This is a genomic window from Cupriavidus sp. 01L415 (genome assembly GCF_056400065.1).
In genome coordinates this window covers 148560-167356 of the sequence record NZ_JBFTSP010000005.1, presented here as the reverse complement: position 1 = coordinate 167356, position 18797 = coordinate 148560, and the positions used below count along the sequence as shown (strand labels likewise).

General features: G+C 63.1%; 18 protein-coding genes. 1 reads left to right on the top strand and 17 read right to left on the bottom strand.

What is annotated here, in order from left to right; genetic code table 11:
- Position 1: 1 nt before the first annotated feature.
- The 10 genes from AC1DOX_RS12195 to AC1DOX_RS12150 all read right to left on the bottom strand — a co-directional run bounded on the left by AC1DOX_RS12195 (position 2) and on the right by AC1DOX_RS12150 (position 9492).
- Positions 2-472: a F0F1 ATP synthase subunit B gene (locus AC1DOX_RS12195; protein ID WP_092138472.1), complete on the bottom strand. Its 471-nt coding sequence runs from the start codon at positions 470-472 to the stop codon at positions 2-4.
- A gap of 106 nt (positions 473-578) precedes the next feature.
- Entirely contained in the window at positions 579-845 is a 267-nt protein-coding gene (atpE, locus tag AC1DOX_RS12190; protein ID WP_092138471.1) for a F0F1 ATP synthase subunit C, read from the bottom strand.
- A gap of 54 nt (positions 846-899) precedes the next feature.
- On the bottom strand, positions 900-1769 hold the full coding sequence (gene atpB, locus AC1DOX_RS12185; protein WP_441618901.1) for a F0F1 ATP synthase subunit A: 870 nt from the start codon (positions 1767-1769) through the stop codon (positions 900-902).
- Positions 1770-2040: 271 nt separating this feature from the next.
- Entirely contained in the window at positions 2041-2556 is a 516-nt protein-coding gene (locus AC1DOX_RS12180; RefSeq protein WP_441618899.1) for an ATP synthase subunit I, read from the bottom strand.
- A gap of 363 nt (positions 2557-2919) precedes the next feature.
- On the bottom strand, positions 2920-3822 hold the full coding sequence (locus AC1DOX_RS12175) for a ParB/RepB/Spo0J family partition protein (protein WP_441618897.1): 903 nt from the start codon (positions 3820-3822) through the stop codon (positions 2920-2922).
- A gap of 32 nt (positions 3823-3854) precedes the next feature.
- The gene (locus tag AC1DOX_RS12170; protein ID WP_441618895.1) at positions 3855-4628 is read right to left on the bottom strand and encodes a ParA family protein; all 774 of its coding nucleotides are present in this window, start codon (positions 4626-4628) and stop codon (positions 3855-3857) included.
- Positions 4629-4702: 74 nt separating this feature from the next.
- A complete protein-coding gene (gene rsmG, locus AC1DOX_RS12165) occupies positions 4703-5410 on the bottom strand; it encodes a 16S rRNA (guanine(527)-N(7))-methyltransferase RsmG (RefSeq protein ID WP_441618893.1) in 708 nt (235 codons plus the stop codon).
- The gene (gene mnmG / locus AC1DOX_RS12160; protein WP_441618891.1) at positions 5411-7375 is read right to left on the bottom strand and encodes a tRNA uridine-5-carboxymethylaminomethyl(34) synthesis enzyme MnmG; all 1965 of its coding nucleotides are present in this window, start codon (positions 7373-7375) and stop codon (positions 5411-5413) included.
- A 236-nt stretch (positions 7376-7611) separates the two neighbouring features.
- Positions 7612-8490, bottom strand: coding sequence for an N-formylglutamate amidohydrolase (locus AC1DOX_RS12155; RefSeq protein ID WP_441618889.1), 879 nt, complete (start codon positions 8488-8490; stop codon positions 7612-7614).
- 3 nt (positions 8491-8493) lie between these two features.
- The gene (locus AC1DOX_RS12150) at positions 8494-9492 is read right to left on the bottom strand and encodes a Bug family tripartite tricarboxylate transporter substrate binding protein (RefSeq protein ID WP_441618887.1); all 999 of its coding nucleotides are present in this window, start codon (positions 9490-9492) and stop codon (positions 8494-8496) included.
- A 130-nt stretch (positions 9493-9622) separates the two neighbouring features.
- Here AC1DOX_RS12150 and AC1DOX_RS12145 point away from each other — a divergent pair, with 130 nt between their 5' ends.
- The gene (locus AC1DOX_RS12145) at positions 9623-10552 is read left to right on the top strand and encodes a LysR substrate-binding domain-containing protein (RefSeq protein WP_441618885.1); all 930 of its coding nucleotides are present in this window, start codon (positions 9623-9625) and stop codon (positions 10550-10552) included.
- A 50-nt stretch (positions 10553-10602) separates the two neighbouring features.
- Here AC1DOX_RS12145 and AC1DOX_RS12140 read toward each other — a convergent pair whose 3' ends face one another.
- From AC1DOX_RS12140 to AC1DOX_RS12110, 7 genes are all read right to left on the bottom strand, one after another.
- Positions 10603-11580: a nucleotide sugar dehydrogenase gene (locus AC1DOX_RS12140; RefSeq protein WP_441618883.1), complete on the bottom strand. Its 978-nt coding sequence runs from the start codon at positions 11578-11580 to the stop codon at positions 10603-10605.
- Between the two features lie 176 nt (positions 11581-11756).
- Positions 11757-12500, bottom strand: coding sequence for an ABC transporter ATP-binding protein (locus AC1DOX_RS12135; RefSeq protein ID WP_092138458.1), 744 nt, complete (start codon positions 12498-12500; stop codon positions 11757-11759).
- A gap of 8 nt (positions 12501-12508) precedes the next feature.
- A complete protein-coding gene (locus AC1DOX_RS12130) occupies positions 12509-14353 on the bottom strand; it encodes a branched-chain amino acid ABC transporter ATP-binding protein/permease (protein ID WP_441618881.1) in 1845 nt (614 codons plus the stop codon).
- Between the two features lie 3 nt (positions 14354-14356).
- Positions 14357-15409, bottom strand: coding sequence for a branched-chain amino acid ABC transporter permease (locus AC1DOX_RS12125; protein WP_092138456.1), 1053 nt, complete (start codon positions 15407-15409; stop codon positions 14357-14359).
- A 174-nt stretch (positions 15410-15583) separates the two neighbouring features.
- Positions 15584-16732 carry an ABC transporter substrate-binding protein gene (locus tag AC1DOX_RS12120; RefSeq protein ID WP_441618878.1) on the bottom strand — a complete coding sequence of 383 codons (1149 nt, stop codon included), beginning with the start codon at positions 16730-16732 and terminating at the stop codon, positions 15584-15586.
- A gap of 340 nt (positions 16733-17072) precedes the next feature.
- Positions 17073-17831 (bottom strand): sulfite exporter TauE/SafE family protein, encoded by a 759-nt coding sequence (locus tag AC1DOX_RS12115; protein ID WP_441618876.1) that lies wholly within the window; start codon positions 17829-17831, stop codon positions 17073-17075.
- 87 nt (positions 17832-17918) lie between these two features.
- Positions 17919-18467, bottom strand: a complete 549-nt coding sequence (locus AC1DOX_RS12110) for a hypothetical protein (RefSeq protein ID WP_441618874.1) — start codon at positions 18465-18467, stop codon at positions 17919-17921.
- Positions 18468-18797 lie beyond the last annotated feature (330 nt).

The following is an 18797-nucleotide window of genomic DNA, read 5'->3' as shown; positions in this document are numbered from 1 at the left end:
ATTAGAGCCCAGCCTTGAGTTGATTGAGCAGGTCTGCGTGCACCTGCGCGTTCACTTCACGCTTGAGGATCTGCTCTGCACCCTTCACGGCCAGCACGGCGACCTGATCGCGCAGCTCTTCGCGGGCGCGGGTCACTTGCTGTTCTGCCTCGGCCTTGGCCTGGGCGATGATGCGTGCGGCTTCCGCCTGGGCGTTCTGCTTGATCTCGTCGGCAGTCAGCTGGGCGCGCTTCTCGGCGTCGGCGACGCGTTGGGCACCCTCGGTGCGGGCTTCGGCCATGGCCTGGTCCACACGCTTGTTGGCGAGTTCAAGCTCCGCCTTGCCTTTTTCGGCAGCGGCGAGGCCATCGGCGATCTTCTTTGCGCGTTCGTCGAGCGCCTTCACCAGCGGCGGCCAAATGAATTTGGCAACAACCCACCACAGGATGAAGAACACGACCATCTGCGCAAAAAACGTTGCGTTCAGATTCATGGTGTGTTCCTTTCGGTAATCAAACTACAGACAAATGCACAAGGGCGGCCAGGCCATCGGACCGAAGGCCGGCGCCGCCCGTCAGCATCATGCAGACCGAAAAGACTTACTGAATGACAGCCAGCAGCGGGTTGGCGAAGGCGAACAGCATTGCAACGCCCACGCCGATCAGGAATGCAGCGTCGATCAGGCCGGCCAGCAGGAACATCTTGGTTTGCAGCGGGTTCATCAGTTCGGGCTGACGTGCGCAGGCTTCGATGTACTTGCCACCCATCAGGGCGATACCGAGGCAGGCGCCGATAGCGCCCAGGCCGATGATGATGCCGATACCGATAGCGGTCAGACCCTGAATGTTGGCGAGATATGCTTGCATGATGACTCCTTTAATTTAGAGAGACTTAGAACCAAAAAACCAAAAAACCGGAAATCAGTGATGATCGTGAGCCTGGCCGATGTACACCAGCGTCAGCATCATGAAAATGAAGGCCTGGAGCAGAACGATCAGGATGTGGAAGATGGCCCAGACGGTACCGGCAACCACGTGCCCGACGAAGCCCAGCGCCGACAGATCCGCGCTGAACGTCCAGATGGAACCCAGCAGCGCGATCAGCAGGAACACGAGTTCGCCGGCATACATGTTGCCGAACAACCGCATGCCGAGCGAGACGGCCTTGGCCAGGAATTCGATGATGTTCAGGATGAGGTTGAACGGAGCCAGATACCACTTGGCGCCGAACGGGGCCGAGAACAGTTCGTGCATGAAACCGCCCGCGCCCTTGATCTTGAAGCTGTAGTAGATCATCAGCACCAGCACCGAGCACGACATGCCCAGCGTGCCGTTCAGGTCGGCGGTGGCCACGGCGCGGTGGTGCGGCAAGTGAATGTGGAAGACGCCCAGCAGCTGATTCAGGCCGGTGACCCAGTCCACAGGGATCAAGTCGATCGCGTTCATCATGGTGATCCAGCAGAACACCATCAGCGCCAGCGGCGCGATCCACGAACGGTCACCATGGATGATGCCCTTGGCCTGGTCGTCGACCATCTCGACAACCATTTCCACGAAGGCCTGGAAGCGGCCCGGCACGCCGGCGGTGACGCGGCGGGCGGCGAGGTACAGGAACACCACGGCGATCAGGCCGCAGAGGACCGACCAGAACACGGTGTCGTAATTGAGAACGCTGAAATCGACAACGGAGTGCTGCTTGCCGCCAACCGAATTCAAGTTCTGCAAATGCTCGGCGATATAGCCTGAGGGTGTGAGCGTGTGCTCGGCGCCTTGAGTAGCTTCAGTTGACATGTCGAATCGAACGGTATATTGCGAAATCGTTGACCGGACGCCGCCCTGGACGGTATCTCGGTACAGGTCTTGCTTAGCCTTCGGTCACATGACCGGTCACCGCTTTGAGCAAGAACGCTTTGTTGTTCTGGCAAACCTTAGTCATGCAGCGCTTCACCGTTGTGACGCGCCGCATCTAAAACCAATCTTGAATTTCGGGAGGGGTGCCGCATCTTGACGGAAGCCCACCCGAGGCCCGAAAGCCGAGGGCGACGGGCTTCGCATCATCCGCTTAGCGGATCGCGAGCGCCACCCAATATGTCTTGAGCGCCAACAGGAACGTGACGAGCATCGGCACCCAACGCAGTTCGCGGTACAGCACCACCACCAGCACGAGCAGTGCGACGGTGGCAAAGATCTTGATCGCCTCGCCGGCAACCAGACCGCCTACCGACGGCTGCCCGCGCGACATCCACAAACGCAGCGCGAAAAACCCGCTGGGCACGAAGCACACCGCGCCACCGAAGAAGGCCGACCAGCCCGACGGCGCATGCTCGCTGGCAAACACCGCCCAGGCAATCGCCGACAACAGTGTCACGACGACCTGCGCCAGCACCACTTTGACGGGGGTCATGCGCGAAGGACGCAACGCACGTTCGCCAAGCAGCTTCACCGCTTCGGCATGCGACAGCGGATCGACAGCTTCTTCTTCGCGCTCGGCCTCATCGTCCCAATCGTCCTCAAGACGATCGTTCCGGGGCACTGCGCCGCCTTGCGGACGGTCCTGCTGACGGTCTCGAACTACCACCTGCCTAGCCTCGTTCCAGGCCGGAACTTTTTGGGTCCGGCCAGAATTCAAACCGCACGATTCTACGAGGAATCCCCAATGGGAGTCAATCTGCTTTCAGTTAGCTTGCAGTGAATTTCGCACAACGGTTGGCATCACGCCTTCATGATGGCTGGCGGGAAATTGCGCGGCAATGACGTGATACGTAATTGGATTGCGCCGGGTCCGTGGCGCATGATGGGGAATCGAGCGGCCCGCCCTGCCCTTCACGAGCGGCCACTGTTCGGTTATCGCGCAGATTTTTCCCGATGGATTTTTCGCATCCGGGCGACTGTCGCGCGAGGCCGACAACTGCCAGAAAAAGCAGTTGCCGCTATTTCCGTATCAGGCTACACGCTCGCCATCGGCCTGCTCGCGCAGGCGCGTAAGCACACCGTCCAGCGCATCGTTGCTGGTGAAGTGGATCGTGAGTTGACCCTTGCCACGTGCACCGAGCTTGATCTGCACTGCCAGTCCCAACGTATCGGACAATTCCTCTTCCAGTCGCGCCACATCGCGCGTACCGTTGCCCGATTTCTGCTTGAGCGATTTCAGGTCGAACGGCTTGAGCGTGGAGGCGACCAGCTTCTCGGTTTCGCGAACCGACAGGCGCTTGTTGACGATCTGGTTCGCCAGCGTAATCTGATTGGCGCCATCGACGGCCAGCAGCGCACGCGCATGCCCCATATCGAGGTCGCCCGCCATCAGCATGGTCTGCACGGGATTGGCCAGGTTCAGCAGACGCAGCAGATTCGACACCGCGCTGCGCGAACGTCCCACGGATTCGGCAGCCTGTTCGTGCGTGAAACGGAATTCGCGGATCAGGCGCATGATGCCTTGTGCTTCTTCCAGCGGGTTCAGGTCTTCGCGCTGGATATTTTCGATCAGCGCCATCGCGGCCGCGGCTTCGTCGGCCACGTCCTTCACAAGCACCGGCACCTTGTCCAGGCCCGCGATCTTCGACGCACGATAGCGGCGTTCGCCAGCGATGATCTCGTAGCGATCGGGCTCGGCCACGCGACGCACCAGGATTGGCTGCATCAGACCCTGTGCGCGAATACTCGCAGCCAGCTCCTGCAGCGCGCCTTCATCCATGCGCGTGCGCGGCTGGTACTTGCCAGGCTGCAGCTGGTCCACGCGCAACTCCGACGGGGCACCCTCCTGCCGGGCGGTCTCGACGATCTCGGCCGGTCCACCCAGCAAAGCCTCCAGTCCACGGCCGAGGCCCTTCTTCTTTGCGGTACTCATGGTCGCCATCCTTCTTTCCAAATCCGCGGCACTCAGCCGAGCTGCCGTACGCGCGCGATCATCTCCGCGCCAAAATCGAGATACGCCTTCGCGCCCTTGGAAGACGCGTCGAAGGCAACGCCCGGCATGCCGTACGACGGCGCCTCGGCCAGCCGCACGTTGCGCGGAATCACGGTCTTGAATACTTTGTCCGCGAAGTGAGCTTCCAGCTGGGCCGATACCTGCTGCTGGAGCGTCACGCGCGGGTCGAACATCACGCGCAGCAAGCCAATCACCTTGAGGTCGCGGTTCAGATTGGCATGCACCTGCTTGATCGTGTTGACCAGGTCGGACAGCCCTTCCAGCGCAAAGTACTCGCACTGCATCGGCACGATCACGCCATGGGCGGCACACAAGCCATTCAGCGTGAGCAGCGACAGCGACGGCGGGCAATCGATCAGCACGAAGTCGTATTCGGCGTCGACCTCCGCCAGCGCCTGCTTGAGCCGGCGTTCGCGCTGATCCAACTCCACCAGCTCGACTTCCGCCCCCGCGAGCTCACGGTTGGCGGGCAGCACGTCGTACCGGCCCGATTCCGATCGCTGTCGCGCCTGGGCCACCGTGGACAGGCCCACCAGCACCTGGTACACGCTGTGCTCCAGCGCCTGCTTGTCGATACCCGAACCCATCGAGGCATTGCCCTGCGGATCCAGGTCGACCAGCAGCACACGCTGGTCCTGCGCAGCCAGGCCGGCGGCGAGGTTCACCGTGGTGGTGGTTTTGCCGACGCCGCCCTTCTGGTTTGCGATCACGAATACCTTGGCCATATGCGCTTGCCGCTCCTGAGTGCATCCAACCGGCGCATCGCCGATTTGTGCTGAATTGTTCACAATATCCGTCATTAGCGACGGGACAGCACCACGAGATGCCGTTCGGCATCGAGTTCCGGGACCGCCAACTTCGGTACCGCTTCCACCCGCCATACCGTCATCAGGCCAGCGGCCTCCATGCGGTCAAGCTCGGCCTGTGGATAAACGCCCTTCATCGCAATCAGCTTGCCGCCGGCCGCCAGCAGGTGGCCGGAGAGGTTCACGAAATCCGTGAGCTCAGCAAAGGCCCGCGATGTGATCACCGCATAGCCGTTTGCATCCTCGAGTTTTTCCACCGGGCCCCAATGCGCCGCCGCATTGGACAGGCCGAGCTGCGCCCGGCACTGCGTCAGGAACGCAGTCTTCTTCTGGACGATATCGACCATCAGCACGGATACGTCCGGGCAGGCAATCGCCAGCGACAGCCCGGGCATTCCACCACCCGAACCAACGTCGAGCACCCGTCCCCGCGCGGCATCGGCGACGCCAGCGGCACGGGCAGCCTCGGCCAGTGCCGGAACAGCCGCCAGCGAATCGAGCAGGTGGTGCGTGAGCATCTCGTCAGGATGACGGATGGCGGTGAGGTTATAGACGCCGTTCCATTTGCGGAGCAGCGTGAGGTACGCAAACAGCATCTCGATCTGCTGCGGCGCCAGCGCTAGCCCGATACCGGCAAGGCCGGCTTCGAGCCGGCGGCGTTGCGCGGCGTCGTCGATCGCGGAGTGTCGAGGGCCGCCCACTCAGGCAGCCTCTTGGCCATTGCCGGCCGCCGGTGCGGCCGATGCAGCGGGAGCAGCGCGACCCATCCCCTTCTTCTTCAGGTGTACCAACAGCAGCGAGATCGCGGCCGGCGTGACGCCGGAAATCCGTGACGCCTGACCCAAGGTCTCGGGCCGGTGCTGATTCAGCTTCTGGCTCACTTCGAAACCCAGCCCGCGCACCTCGGTGTAATCGAAATTCGGCGGCAGCCGGGTCGCTTCATTGGCTTCCAGCTTGTCGACCTCGGCCGCCTGGCGGGCGATGTAGCCGTGGTACTTGATACCGATCTCGATCTGCTCGCGGATCTGCTCGGCCAGCATCGGATCTGCGTCGAGCGCCGCCTCCGGTGCAAAGCGCCCTGCTTGCAGCGCAACCAGCGCCTCATAGCTGACTTCCGGCCGGCGCAGCAGGTCGGCCAGCGAATACTCGCGCTCGATTGCCTTGCCGAGCAGCGGCACCGCCTCGGCTTCCGGCAGCAGCGTCGGGTTCACCCACGTGCTCTTGAGCCGCTCTGTTTCACGTGAAACAGCGTCGCGCTTGCGGTTGAAGGCATCCCAACGCACGTCATCGACGACACCCAGTTCGCGCCCCATCTCGGTCAGGCGCATATCCGCATTGTCCTCACGAAGGCTCAGGCGGAATTCTGCGCGGCTGGTGAACATGCGATACGGCTCGGTCACACCGCGCGTGATCAGGTCATCCACCAGCACGCCCAGATAGGCCTGGTCGCGGCGAGGCGTCCAGGCATCTCGCTCGCGTACGTAGCACCCGGCGTTGATCCCGGCCAGCAGACCCTGGGCTGCGGCTTCTTCGTAGCCCGTCGTACCGTTGATCTGGCCAGCGAAGAACAGCCCCTGAATCGCCTTGCTCTCCAGCGACGCCTTCAAGGCACGCGGATCGAAGTAGTCGTACTCGATGGCATAACCCGGGCGAAGGATGTGAGCATTCTCCAGGCCTCGAATCGAGTGCACCAACTCCAACTGCACGTCAAATGGCAGACTCGTCGAGATGCCATTCGGGTAGAACTCGTTGGTCGTCAGGCCTTCGGGCTCCAGGAAAATCTGGTGGCTTTCCTTGCTGGCGAAGCGATGAATCTTGTCCTCGATACTCGGGCAGTACCGCGGCCCCACCCCTTCGATCACGCCCGTGTACATCGGGGATCGGTCCAGCCCGCCACGGATGATGTCGTGGGTACGGCTGTTGGTGTGGGTAATCCAGCAAGGGAGCTGCTGCGGGTGCTGTTCCGGCCGGCCCAGGAACGAGAATACCGGCACCGGATCCAGGTCGCCCGGCTGCTCTTCCATCGCCGAGAAATCGATGGTCCGGCCGTCAATCCGCGGCGGCGTGCCAGTCTTGAGACGGCCTTGCGGCAGTTTGAGCTCTTTGAGGCGTGCCGACAGCGACACGGCGGCAGGATCACCGGCACGCCCGCCCGTGTAGTTGTCGAGACCGACGTGAATCTTGCCGTCCAGGAAGGTGCCGGCAGTCAGCACCACCGCCCGACCGCGGAAGGCGATGCCGACCTGCGTCATGGCCCCCACCACGCGGTCGCCCTCCACCATCAGGTCGTCCACCGCTTGCTGGAACAGCATCAGGTTCGGCTGGTTCTCCAGGCGCGAGCGGATGGCCTTGCGGTACAGCACGCGATCGGCCTGGGCGCGGGTAGCGCGTACCGCGGGACCCTTGCTGGAGTTGAGGATGCGGAACTGGATGCCGGCCTCGTCGGTAGCGGCGGCCATCGCACCGCCCATGGCGTCCACTTCCTTGACCAGGTGCCCCTTGCCGATGCCGCCAATAGACGGATTGCAGCTCATCTGGCCCAACGTCTCGATGTTATGGCTCAGCAGCAACGTCTGGCAGCCCATACGGGCCGCAGCAAGGGCAGCTTCAGTGCCGGCGTGACCACCACCGACGACAATGACATCGAACTCTTTTGGGTAAAGCATGGGACACCTCCTCCGGGAGGCTGGGCGGGAAAAATCGGGATGCCGAATTATAGCGGCAATCGAATCGTGGACTTTGGTCCGACACGATGTTTCACGTGAAACATGACCCGCAAGATACTCCGGCAAGCCAATGTGTGTTTCACGTGAAACACCTCGGCGGAAAAATTAAAGGCCCCGCTTCTGCGGGGCCTCCTTACTTGCCAATGTTTCACGTGAAACGTGAAGACTCTCTGGCGTCAGATACGCGCGCGGATGTACGCCGCAATGCGCTCGCTGAGGATGCCAAGGTCGCGTTGCAGGGTAGCGAACCCACCATTCGGCACCTTGGTCGCCTCGTCCATGTACAGCGGGCGACGGATCTCGATCTGCAGGCTGTTGCGGCGTTCGGCTGGACGACCAATCTGGGCAATCAGCTGGACGCCCTTGTAAGGATCATTCCGCGCCACCGTGTAGCCCATGCCACGCAATTCGGCCGCCACCAGATCCACGAACCCTGGCTCGCAAGTCGTACCGTCCCGATCGCCAAGCACAAAGTCCGCAAGCGGATGGGCACTCTGGATCTTCAGCCGCTCATAGGCGTTATTCGGCATCGAATGCAGGTTCAGGTGCCACAGCGCGCCGAACCGTTGGTAAGACGCCTCCACAGCCGATGCCAGCACCGCGTGATACGGGCGGTAGTATCGATCAATCCGTCTCTCCACTTCCGCCACTGTCAGCTTGCGGTCGTAGATCGGCGTGGCCGCATCGATATTGCGCCAGATCAGGCCAAATCCGAGGCGGGTCTTCTCCCCCGGCGCCAGTGGCGTGGGCCAGGACGACGCCAGCAGATCCGGATCGAGATCATCCAGCATCCGGTTTGGGTCGATGTAGACACGCGGGAACGTCGCCCCGATCAGCGTGCCGCCGACCTTGGGAATCGACTCCCACAGCGTGTCGATATGCGTATCCTCGCCGCCACGCAGACGCGCCATATCCACGGCGGAATGGAAGTCCGCCGGATAGAAGACGCCGCTGTGCGGCGAGTCACACACCAGCGGAAGCGGATCACCCTCGGGGGCCGCAAGCGTAAAGGGACCGCACTGTGCATCGCCCTGCACTGCTTCAAACATCGTCATGACTCAATCCAGCTTGATGTTGGCGGCCTTGGCAACACGGGCATAGCGGGCCATGGCCTGCTGGATCTGTGCCTTGAACTGATCTGGAGTAGTCGGTACGAGCGTGCCGCCGCTCTCCTCTACCTTCCGCTTGAACTCCGGGTTTTGCATCGCCTTGTGGATGGCCACGTTCAGCTTCTCGATAACCGCCGGCGGCGTACCAGCGGGCGCCACGATGCCAAACCAGCCGCCCTCGCCCATGTCCTTGAATCCCAGTTCCGCATAGGTCGGTACATTCGGCAATTGCGAGGAACGCGTCGCACCGAGAATCGCCAAAGCGCGGAGCCGGCCCGATTTCACGTGGGGCAGCGTCGAGGACAGGTTATCGGTAATCGCATTGACCTGGCCCGCCACCGCATCGTTGAGTGCCAGGCCGGCGCCCTTGTACGGCACATGAAGCAGGTCAATCTTGGCCAGCATCATGAAGTTCTCGATGTTGACGTGACCCAGCGATCCGGCACCCGGCGATGCAAACGTGTACTTGCCTGGGTTGGCCTTGGCCAGAGCGATAAATTCCTGCATGGTCTTGGCCGGTACGCTTGGATGTACGGCAAACACGCTCGGAATCGCCACGACATTGGTCACCGGCGCGAAATCCTTGATCGGGTCGTAACCAAGCTTGGGGTACACGGCCGGATTAGAACCGTGCGTGCTGACCGTGGCCATACCGATCGTGTAGCCATCCGGCGCTGAGCGAGCAACCTGCTCCATGCCGATCGAGCCGCCCGCCCCACCCTTGTTATCCACAACGATGGTCTGACCCAGCTCGCGACCAGCGAACTCGGCCACCAGGCGCGCCGACAGATCCGTCGACCCGCCGGCAGCGAACGGAACCACAAGGCGGATCGGCTTGTTCGGGTAGCTGGATTGCGCAGCGGCAGTGCCGGCAATGGTCATGCCCAGCAAGGCAGCGGCTGCGCCGGACAGCACAAAGCGGCGGCGCGACGAATAGGCTCGGTTCATCAGTTCAAACTCCTCTTTATCGTTCTCGAATGGGGTACCGAGCGTCGAGTGTCGGGAGTTTACCGGCTGTGCACAAACGACTATATTGCACGATTGCATTACCAAAGATCATTCTAGGATCTGCCCTGCCATGCGGCTTCGTTCCCCCTCGATGTCAGAACTGCATGCGTTTGCCACGGCGGCACGCCTGGGTAGCTTCACACGCGCCGCGGAAGCGCTCTGTGTGACACAAGGCGCGATCAGCCGCGCCATCGCCCGACTCGAATCCCATTTCGGTCAGCCCCTCCTCCATCGCAACGCCCATCGGCTAACGCTGACCGATGCTGGCCGTAGCTTCCTGGACGCCGTCGCCGGCCCGCTGGCCGCCATCGAAAGTGCCAGCACGGCCATGCTCGATCAGGACCGGCAGCATCAACTGACCCTGTCGGCCGTCCCCACGCTGGCAAGCGTGTGGCTAGTGCCGCGGCTACCGGACTTCCACCGGCGTCACCCCGACATCCAGCTCAACTTCGTGCCCTACCGACGCGATGAGGATTTTTCCGGGGCAACACCGGATGCCGCCATTCTTGCCGGCGAGGACGGACAGTGGCCCGGTTGGCAAGCCGACTACGTGATTGGCCGAGAGATGGTGCCGGTTTGCCATCCGGACCGCGCGCGCGCGAGGCATGCGGCTGGACGTTGGCAATCGCCGGCCGAGCTAATGGAGGAACCGCTGCTTTATCACACGACGGCGCCGGCCAATTGGCGAAACTGGTTGCTTGCGTCTGGCGTACCTGATGCTGCGCCCCCGCTTGCCAAGGGCTTCGACCAGGTCTCGATTCTGATTCAGGCGGTGAAGGCGGACATGGGCGTGGCCGTGCTGCAGCGCTGTCTGGTGCATGATGCCTTGGAGGCGGGCCAGATCATCGCCCCGTTTGATTTGCCGGTCAGCCTGCGGCGCGGATATTTTCTTTGCTCGCGGCGGGAAAAGCGGAATCACGCGGCACTGTCCGCATTCCGTGAATGGCTGCTCGCGGCTGCAGAAACTGATATTTTTCCAGCGAATTCAGTCGGCCAATAATAATCACTGCATTTATAGCGCGATCTATACCATCAGCCTTCAAATCCATGTCACCAATAATGGTCATGCTGCGCAGAAGCTGATCCACGACGAAGCCGGCCATGCCGTCGTTGGTCTCGCGCGCCGCCAGCACAATGCTCGGTGTGAATCCGCAAGTAGCGGCCTTGTGCGTGAGGTAGTAACGGGTCGACGGAGATACAGTGCCCGCCCACCAGGCCCGGGCGGAAGTCGAGAAAGTTCCATTTGCTGCGCGCCGCGGCCAGCACGTCGTGCGTGTCCACACCGAGCGTGCCAAGCCGTTGCGACACCTGGTTGACCAATCCGATGTTGACGTCGCGCTGCATGTTCTCCAGCACCTTGGCCACCTCGGCGACCTTGATGCTCGGTGCGCGATGGATTTGCGTGATCCGGCCATATGGATCCGCCAGCTGCTCGCAGACCTCGGGCGTATCCCCCGCCACGATCTTGGTGGTCGTGGTCAGCGTGTTCACCAGATCTCCCGGACTGATGCGCTCCGGCGAATAGCCGACGTGGAAGTCCCTAAGGTGCACCAGGCCACTATGCTGCGCCAGCAGCGGCACGCATACCTCCTCCGTTACGCCGGGATAGACCGTACTTTCATAGACGACGATCGCGCCACGCTTCATGTGGCGTCCCACTTCGATCGATGCATGCACCACCGGATTCAGATCCGGCACACAGGTGCCATCCACAGGCGTCGGCACGGTCACCACAATGATGTCGGCCCGTGCCAGCACCGTGGCGTCGGTCGTGAAAATCGCCGATGTCGCCCGCAGCGCCGCCGCCGGGATCTCGTTGGTGCGGTCCCGCCCGGCGCGCAGCTCCTCCACGCGCATCGCGCTGATGTCGAAGCCAGCTACATCGAAATACTTCGCCAGCGCAACCGCCAGCGGAGCACCCACGTAGCCCAGGCCAACGACCACGACCTGTGACCCGGCCGATAGCTGCTCCGGCACGCTCGACGCGGCGCATGCGGTCCGCGCGATCCGCGAATGCAAATCAGACATGAGAGGATTCCTGTAACGAGCGATGCCAGCGGCGCTGATCTATCGCATCGAGACGGGAAGAGTAGGCATGCGGAGTGTCCCCGGAAATCGGATTTGTACGAAAGTTCCGATCGGTGTGGTCAAAAAAAACCCGGCCGAAGCCGGGTATCCATGCTGCGGGAAGCGGTTTGCGCGGCTCAGGCGGCCTTCTTTGCCAACCCTAGGTAGGTCTCGATTACCTTCGGATTGCTCGCCAGTTCGGACGCGGGCCCCTCCATCGCCATATCGCCGGTCTCGATCACGTACGCATAGTCGGCCACCTGCAACGCCGCGCGCGCGTTCTGCTCGATCAGCAGCGTCGCCACGCCGGTCTGCCGCAGGTTGTGGATGATGTGGAATATTTCCTTCACGATCAGCGGTGCCAGCCCCAGGCTCGGCTCATCCAACATCAGCAGTTGCGGCTTGGCCATCAGCGCGCGGCCAACGGCCAGCATCTGGCGCTCGCCGCCGGACAGCGTGCCAGCGTCCTGCTTCGCGCGTTCCTTCAGGCGCGGAAACAATTCGTACACCACGTCCATCTGGTCCAGGTAGTTGCGCTCCCCTGCCTTCTTGCGACGGAATGCGCCCAGCAGCAGATTGTCCTCGACGGTCATCGACGCGAAGAGCTCGCGCTTCTCCGGCACGAGGCACATGCCGCGCGCCACGCGTCCCTCCACCGGGATACCCGCCATGTCGTGACCCAGGTAGCGCACCCCGCCGCTCGATGAACCGTTCACGGGCAGCGCGCCCATGATCGCGTTGAGCATCGTTGATTTGCCCGCGCCGTTGGGGCCAATCACGGTCACGATCCTGCCCGCCTCCACTTTGAGATTGGCGCCGTGCACGGCCTCCACCTTCCCATAGCGGACGTGCAGGTCATTTACCTCAAGAATCAGACTCATCTCATCCCTCACTCGACGCCGCCCAGATAGGCTTCCAACACGGCCGGATTCTTCTGCACGTCTTCTGGCACGCCCTCGGCGATGCGCGTCCCGAACTCCATCACCACGAGGCGATCCGTCAGGTTCATCACGAAGTCCATGTCATGCTCGACCAGCAGCACACTCATGCCCTCGCCCTTCAGCTTCTTCAGCAACTCGGCCAGCGCCTGCTTCTCCTTGTATCGCAGGCCGGCCGCTGGTTCGTCCAGCAGCAGCAACGCGGGGTCGCAGCACAGCGCGCGGGCGATCTCCAGGATGCGTTGCTGGCCGAGCGCCAGGCTGCCTGCCTCCATGTACATGCAGTCGCCCAGGCCCACGCGCTCGAGTTGCCGCTTCGCCTCGAACAGCAGCTTCTGTTCCTCGACCTTGTTCATGCGCAGGATCGCCGCGGACACGCCGCCCTGCGCGCGAAAGTCGCCGCGCAGGTGGGCACCGATGGCCACGTTCTCCAGCACCGACATCGTTGGCAGCAGATGCACGTGCTGGAAGGTACGTCCGACGCCGCGCTTCACGATCTCGCGCGACGGCAGGCCGGAGATCACCTCGCCGCGATATCGCACTTCACCGCGCGTCAGCGGCAGCACACCCGTGACCAGGTTGAACGTGGTGGACTTGCCGGCGCCGTTCGGACCGATCAGGCCGATGATCTCGCCCGCGTGGACCTGGAAGCTGACATCGTTGACGGCCACGAGCCCGCCGAACTGCTTGCGCGCGGCCCGCACATCCAGAATGAGCTCCCCGGCATCGGGCTTCTGCCGCACAGGCAGCGGTGCGGCGTCGTCTGGGGCGATCACGGACGGGCCGGACGGAAACAGCCTGCGCAGGAACGGCCAGATCCCATCGCGCGCGTACTGCAACAGCAGCACCATCAGCACACCAAAGACGATGATCTCGAAATTGCCGGTCGAGCCGAGCAGCTTGGGGAGCAATCCCTGCAGCACGTCCTTGAGGATCGTGAGGATCCCGGCGCCCAGCACCGCGCCCCACACATGGCCAATGCCGCCCACCACGGCCATGAACAGATACTCGATGCCGTAGTTCAGGCCGAATGGCGTGGGATTGACCGCGCGCTGCAGGTGCGCATAAAGGAAGCCCGAGATGCAGGCGAGCACCGCGGCGACGACGAAGATCACCACCTTCATCCAGGCCGTGTTCACGCCCATCGCTTCTGCCATGGTTCCACCACCCTTGAGCGCGCGGATGGCGCGGCCGGGACGCGAGTTCAGCAGGTTCTGCATCGCCAGCACCGCGAGCAGCACCACCGCCCAGATCAGGTAGAACATCGATCGCCCGGACTGCAATTCCGCGCCGAAGAACGACAACACCGGAATCCCGTTCAGGCCGTCGTACTTGCCGACGAACTCGAGGTTGCCGAACAGGAAGAACAGCGAGAGTCCCCACGCAATCGTCGCCAGTGGCAGATAGTGGCCGGACATGCGCATGGTGATGAGCCCGATCACATACGCGGACGCCATCGTGATCACCAGCCCGACCAGCAGCCCGAACCACGGCGACAGTCCGAACTGCGTAGTCAGGTACGCCGTGCTATACGCACCCAGGCCCACGAACGCGGCCTGCCCGAACGACGTCATGCCGCCCACGCCCGTCAGCAGCACGAGGCCGATCGCCACGATGCTGTAGAGGCCGATGTAGTTGCCCAGCGTGATCCAGAACTCCGGCGTCGGCAGCACGGGCAGCAGCGCCAGCACGATCACGAACGCCAGCGTCAGCACGCGATTGCGCGCGACGTTGGTCGTACGCGCGCTGGAGGACGGAGCCGCCTCGTTCACCTGCTTGTCGGTCAGCATCGTCATGGCTTACTCCTCTTCCTCGACATGCTTGCTCGTGAGCGAGCGCCACAACAGCACCGGGATGATCAGGGTGAATACGATGACCTCCTTGAACGCGCTGGCCCAGAAGGACGAATAGGATTCGAGCAGACCCACCAGCAGCGCACCGAGCGCGGCGACCGGATAGCTCACCAGTCCTCCGACGATGGCCCCCACGAAGCCCTTGAGCCCCACTAGGAAGCCGGACTCGTAGTACACGGTGGTCAACGGCGCGATCAGGATGCCGCACAGCGCGCCCATCGCGGCGGCCAGCGTGAAGGAGAGTCGTCCCGCCTGTGTGGTGCCGATGCCCACCAGCCGCGCGCCAAGCCGGTTCACTGCGGTCGCGCGCAGTGCCTTGCCCTGCAGCGTGCGTTCGAAATAGAAGTACAACGCGACGATCAGCAGCGCGGACACACCCACCACCCAGAGGCTCTGCCCGGAAATGCTGAGACTGCCCACATCGAAGCGTGCATCGGAAAACGCCGTGGTCCGCGAGCCTTCCGCACCGAACATCACCAGGCCCAGGCCCACGAGCGCGAAATGCACACCGACCGAGACGATCAGCAGCACGAGCGTGCTCGCCTCCGCCAGCGGCTGATACGCCAGCCGGTAGAGCATCGGCCCGAGCGGGATCACGATGAGCAGCGTCAGCGCGATCTGTGCCAGCATCGGCAACGGCTGACCGCCGTACTGCTGCACGATCAGATGGACGACCCCGGGAAACACGAGGTATTTGCCGGCCAGCACGGCTATCCGACGCGGCGCCGTGCGACGCAACTCCGCGCTGCGCAGGACGGCCACGCATTCATAGAGAAATGTCAGCACGCCCATCGCCAGCAGCAGCCATGTGGTCTGCGGCGCATGGCCGGCCTGCATCGCGGCCAGCGTCAGGGCCCCGTAGGCCACGAACTCGCCCTGGGGAATAAAGATGACGCGCGTCACCGAAAACACCAGCACCAGTGCCAGTGCGAGCAGCGCGTAGATCGCGCCGGAGGTGATGCCGTCCTGCGCCAGAATGGCCGCAATCGAGAGGTCCATTGTCTCCCCGAGTCATGGATGGGTCGGCAGCGTCAGCGGACTGACGTCGGCGTTCCCTTAAACATAGTCGTCACGCTGGCTGGCGCAGGCAAAAAAAAGCGCATGGTTGCCCATGCGCCCTTCGTTGCTGCTGTGCCCCCGCGACTTGCTCCCTGCCGTCGGTTAGGTGCCGACTTACTTCTGCAGCTTCCACTTGCCGTCGACGATTTGCACCATCACGCGTGCGCGCTGGTCCATGCCGAGGTGGTCGGTGGCGCTCATGTTAATGATGCCGTGCGACACCGGCAGGTTCTTCGTCTGCTCCAGCGCATCGCGCAAGGCCTTGCGAAACTCCTTGGTGCCGGGCTGGCCCTTCTTCAGCGCTTCCGGAATCGCGTTCTGCAGCAGCAGGCCGGCGTCCCACGCGTGCCCACCGAACGTCGACACCTGGCCACCGAAGGCCTTCTCGTAGGCGGTCTTGTAGATCATGGCCGGCTTCTTGACCGGGTTGCTGTCAGGCAGTTGCTCCGCCACCAGCAGCGGGCCGGCGGGCAGATAGGTGCCTTCGCAATCCTTGCCGCACACGCGCAGGAAATCCGGGTTGGCCACGCCATGCGTCTGGTAGATCTTGCCCTTGTAGCCCCGCTCCTTGAGCGTCTTGGCCGGCAGCGCGGCAGGCGTACCCGATCCTGCGATCAGCACGGCGTCGGCATTTGCGCCCATCATCTTGAGCACCTGGCCAGTGACCGAGTTGTCGGTGCGCGCAAAGCGCTCGTTGGCGACGACCTTGATCTTGCGCATCTCCGCCACCTTGGCGAATTCCTGCGCCCAGCTGTCGCCGTACGCATCCGCGAAGCCGATGAATGCCACCGTCTTCACGTTGTTGCTGGTCATGTGCTCTGCAAGAGCGGTTGCCATGTGCGAGTCATTCTGCGGCGTCTTGAAGACCCAGGCCCGCTTGGCATCCATCGGCTCGATGATGCGGGCCGAGGCGGCCATCGAGATCATCGGGGTCTCACTCTCGGCGGCGACGTCGACCATGGACAACGAGTTCGGCGTGACCGTGGAACCCACCACCACGTCGACCTTGTCTTCGCTGATCAGCTTGCGCGTGTTCTTGACCGCGGTGGTCGTGTCGGTGGCATCGTCAAGCACGATGTACTCGATCTTCTTGCCCGCAATTTCCTTCGGCAGCAGCGTGAAGGTGTTCTTCTCGGGAATGCCGAGCGAGGCAGCCGGCCCCGTGGCCGATACCGTGACCCCCACCTTTACCTGGGCACTGGCCGCACCTGCGAACAAGCTTGCGGCTGCAAGGGCCAGGAGGCTGGCGCGCTTGAATGTCATGTCCTCTCCTTCGGTTCCAAAAACGGAAAAAGGCATCCGTCGGCTTCCGGCCGGCGGATGCCCTCAGTTTTTATATCGGCCCGTTGTCCGGGCTCTCTGGCGGATGCATCGCTGGCGTCCGCATCGATGTTGGGAACGTCGAAGTTCGTCCCGTTTTTTCCCGTCCTGCGCTTCTTACCCCCGGATTGCGCAGCAGCATTATCCGACCGTACGGTCGGGAATGCGAATCGAGTCTAACACAGCGATTTCGCAGGAAAAGGCGGGATTAACCCGCAGCAGCGCGGGCGCAACAGTCCGGGTCGTGGCGGAGGTTTGCGGGGCGCCGGGCCTGAGGTCTGCCCTACTTTAGGAAGGCGTCGTAAGCGGTCTTCACGATCAGCGCGCTGACGACGGCGATAAACGCCTTTCGCACGAAACGGCTGCCGTGGCGCAGTGCCAGCTTGCTGCCGACCTGACTGCCCGCCACGTTGGCAACCGCCATGACCAGCCCCAACTGCCACCAGACGTGACCCTTGGCAGCCAGCAGCAACAATGCCGCCAGGTTGGTCGCGAGGTTCACCACTTTCGCGGAGGCCGACGCGTGCAGGAAGTCGTATCCGAACACTCGCACGAAGACGATCATCAGGAAGCTGCCGGTGCCGGGCCCAAAGACGCCGTCGTAGAAGCCGATGGCCGCTCCAGCCAGCAACGCCGCGGCACGTTCGCGGCCACCCGACAATGTGGGCGCATGCGCGGCGCCCAGGTCCTTCTTCGCCACCGTGTAGGCCAGCAGCACCAGCAGCACGAACGGCAACGCCTTGCGCAGCGGTTCGGCGGGAATCTTCGTCAGCGTCCAGGCACCCGCCATCGACAGCGCAAAGGCCGCGATCATCGCCGGCGCCGTGGCGCCCCAGTAGATCCGTACGCTGCGGGCATAGCGTAGCGCCGCGTTGCTGGTCCCCGCCAGCGACGCCACCTTGGTGGTGCCGATCAGCGTGGCCGGGGGCATATTCGGATAGGTCGAGAACAGCGCGGGGATCTGTACCAGTCCACCTCCGCCCGCGACGGCATCGATCATGCCCGCGAGGAAAGCGGCGGCGGCGAGAAAAACGAACTCCATGGAGGGAAGTACCGAAAAGGAAAAAAGAAGGAAGCAGGCGGATCGTGACGCGCCGACGGCGTCATCGACCCGAAGAGGAATCCGCGATCAGCCGAGGATCTTCGGCGCCGGGACGAGGCTGCGATGCCAGAGCCCATCCGGCCCGGCGACGAAGCCTGGAGGCACCGTGCCGACATCGGCCACCACACCTGGCGCCAGCAGCACGTGGCGAATGCCATGCGCTCGGCACCAGTCGGCCAGCATGTCGCAGCAAGCCACCAGCCAGTCGCTCGCCTTGGCTCCCTTTTTGTCCCCGTTGCCCTCCGTACCCAGCTCTGCGGTCGTCCACCATTCCGAGGCAAACGCCGCCCGGCCACCGGTGGACAAGCTGTGGACAAGTGAGACCGGCAATAGCGCCCGCACCGATGTGGTGCCGTCGACATCGCTTTTCCCCTCCCCCACCATCAGGCACAAGCCATGACCGCCCTGCACCAGAAGTGCCTCCAGCGCGACCCTGCGCGCGCGGGCTTCCGGCACCGGCAGTGGCGCAAGGGTCATCAGCCAGGCGTCGAGCAACGGGGCATCCGTGGTCAGACCGGGGCGTACCCAGTGCTGCGCCATAGGGGAAATCGGGGAACGGGATGGATCGGTGGACATGTCAGGCCTGCCAGACTGCCAGGGCGGAGGCAAAGAGGCCGCATTGTCGCACGGGGGTTGGCGGGGGGTCATGCCGGAAGCGCATGGACGAGGCCGGGGCATGAGGGGGTGTCATCGCCGCCCGGAGCGGGCGTCGGCGCTACATGGAGCAAGCCGAAGCAGGCCGAATCATCGGGGCCCGGAAATGAAAAAGGCGCTGCCAGGGATCACCCGGCAACGCCTTTTATTTGTATTGGCTGCTGCTACCCGACACCGGGTGCGCGCCTGTCGTCTCCTCGCTTCCGCCTCCAAGTAACCTGCGAAAACCGTATATGCAATGTAACGAAGCGG

Excerpts from the sequence above, each read along its gene's own strand:
- AC1DOX_RS12195 (WP_092138472.1), bottom strand. The coding sequence starts at position 472 with ATGAATCTGAACGCAACGTTTTTTGCGCAGATGGTCGTGTTCTTCATC.
- atpE (WP_092138471.1), bottom strand. The coding sequence starts at position 845 with ATGCAAGCATATCTCGCCAACATTCAGGGTCTGACCGCTATCGGTATC.
- atpB (WP_441618901.1), bottom strand. The coding sequence starts at position 1,769 with ATGTCAACTGAAGCTACTCAAGGCGCCGAGCACACGCTCACACCCTCA.
- AC1DOX_RS12175 (WP_441618897.1), bottom strand. The coding sequence starts at position 3,822 with ATGAGTACCGCAAAGAAGAAGGGCCTCGGCCGTGGACTGGAGGCTTTG.
- AC1DOX_RS12170 (WP_441618895.1), bottom strand. The coding sequence starts at position 4,628 with ATGGCCAAGGTATTCGTGATCGCAAACCAGAAGGGCGGCGTCGGCAAA.
- mnmG (WP_441618891.1), bottom strand. The coding sequence starts at position 7,375 with ATGCTTTACCCAAAAGAGTTCGATGTCATTGTCGTCGGTGGTGGTCAC.
- AC1DOX_RS12155 (WP_441618889.1), bottom strand. The coding sequence starts at position 8,490 with ATGACGATGTTTGAAGCAGTGCAGGGCGATGCACAGTGCGGTCCCTTT.
- AC1DOX_RS12150 (WP_441618887.1), bottom strand. The coding sequence starts at position 9,492 with ATGAACCGAGCCTATTCGTCGCGCCGCCGCTTTGTGCTGTCCGGCGCA.
- AC1DOX_RS12145 (WP_441618885.1), top strand. The coding sequence starts at position 9,623 with ATGCGGCTTCGTTCCCCCTCGATGTCAGAACTGCATGCGTTTGCCACG.
- AC1DOX_RS12140 (WP_441618883.1), bottom strand. The coding sequence starts at position 11,580 with ATGTCTGATTTGCATTCGCGGATCGCGCGGACCGCATGCGCCGCGTCG.
- AC1DOX_RS12135 (WP_092138458.1), bottom strand. The coding sequence starts at position 12,500 with ATGAGTCTGATTCTTGAGGTAAATGACCTGCACGTCCGCTATGGGAAG.
- AC1DOX_RS12130 (WP_441618881.1), bottom strand. The coding sequence starts at position 14,353 with ATGACGATGCTGACCGACAAGCAGGTGAACGAGGCGGCTCCGTCCTCC.
- AC1DOX_RS12125 (WP_092138456.1), bottom strand. The coding sequence starts at position 15,409 with ATGGACCTCTCGATTGCGGCCATTCTGGCGCAGGACGGCATCACCTCC.
- AC1DOX_RS12120 (WP_441618878.1), bottom strand. The coding sequence starts at position 16,732 with ATGACATTCAAGCGCGCCAGCCTCCTGGCCCTTGCAGCCGCAAGCTTG.
- AC1DOX_RS12115 (WP_441618876.1), bottom strand. The coding sequence starts at position 17,831 with ATGGAGTTCGTTTTTCTCGCCGCCGCCGCTTTCCTCGCGGGCATGATC.
- AC1DOX_RS12110 (WP_441618874.1), bottom strand. The coding sequence starts at position 18,467 with ATGTCCACCGATCCATCCCGTTCCCCGATTTCCCCTATGGCGCAGCAC.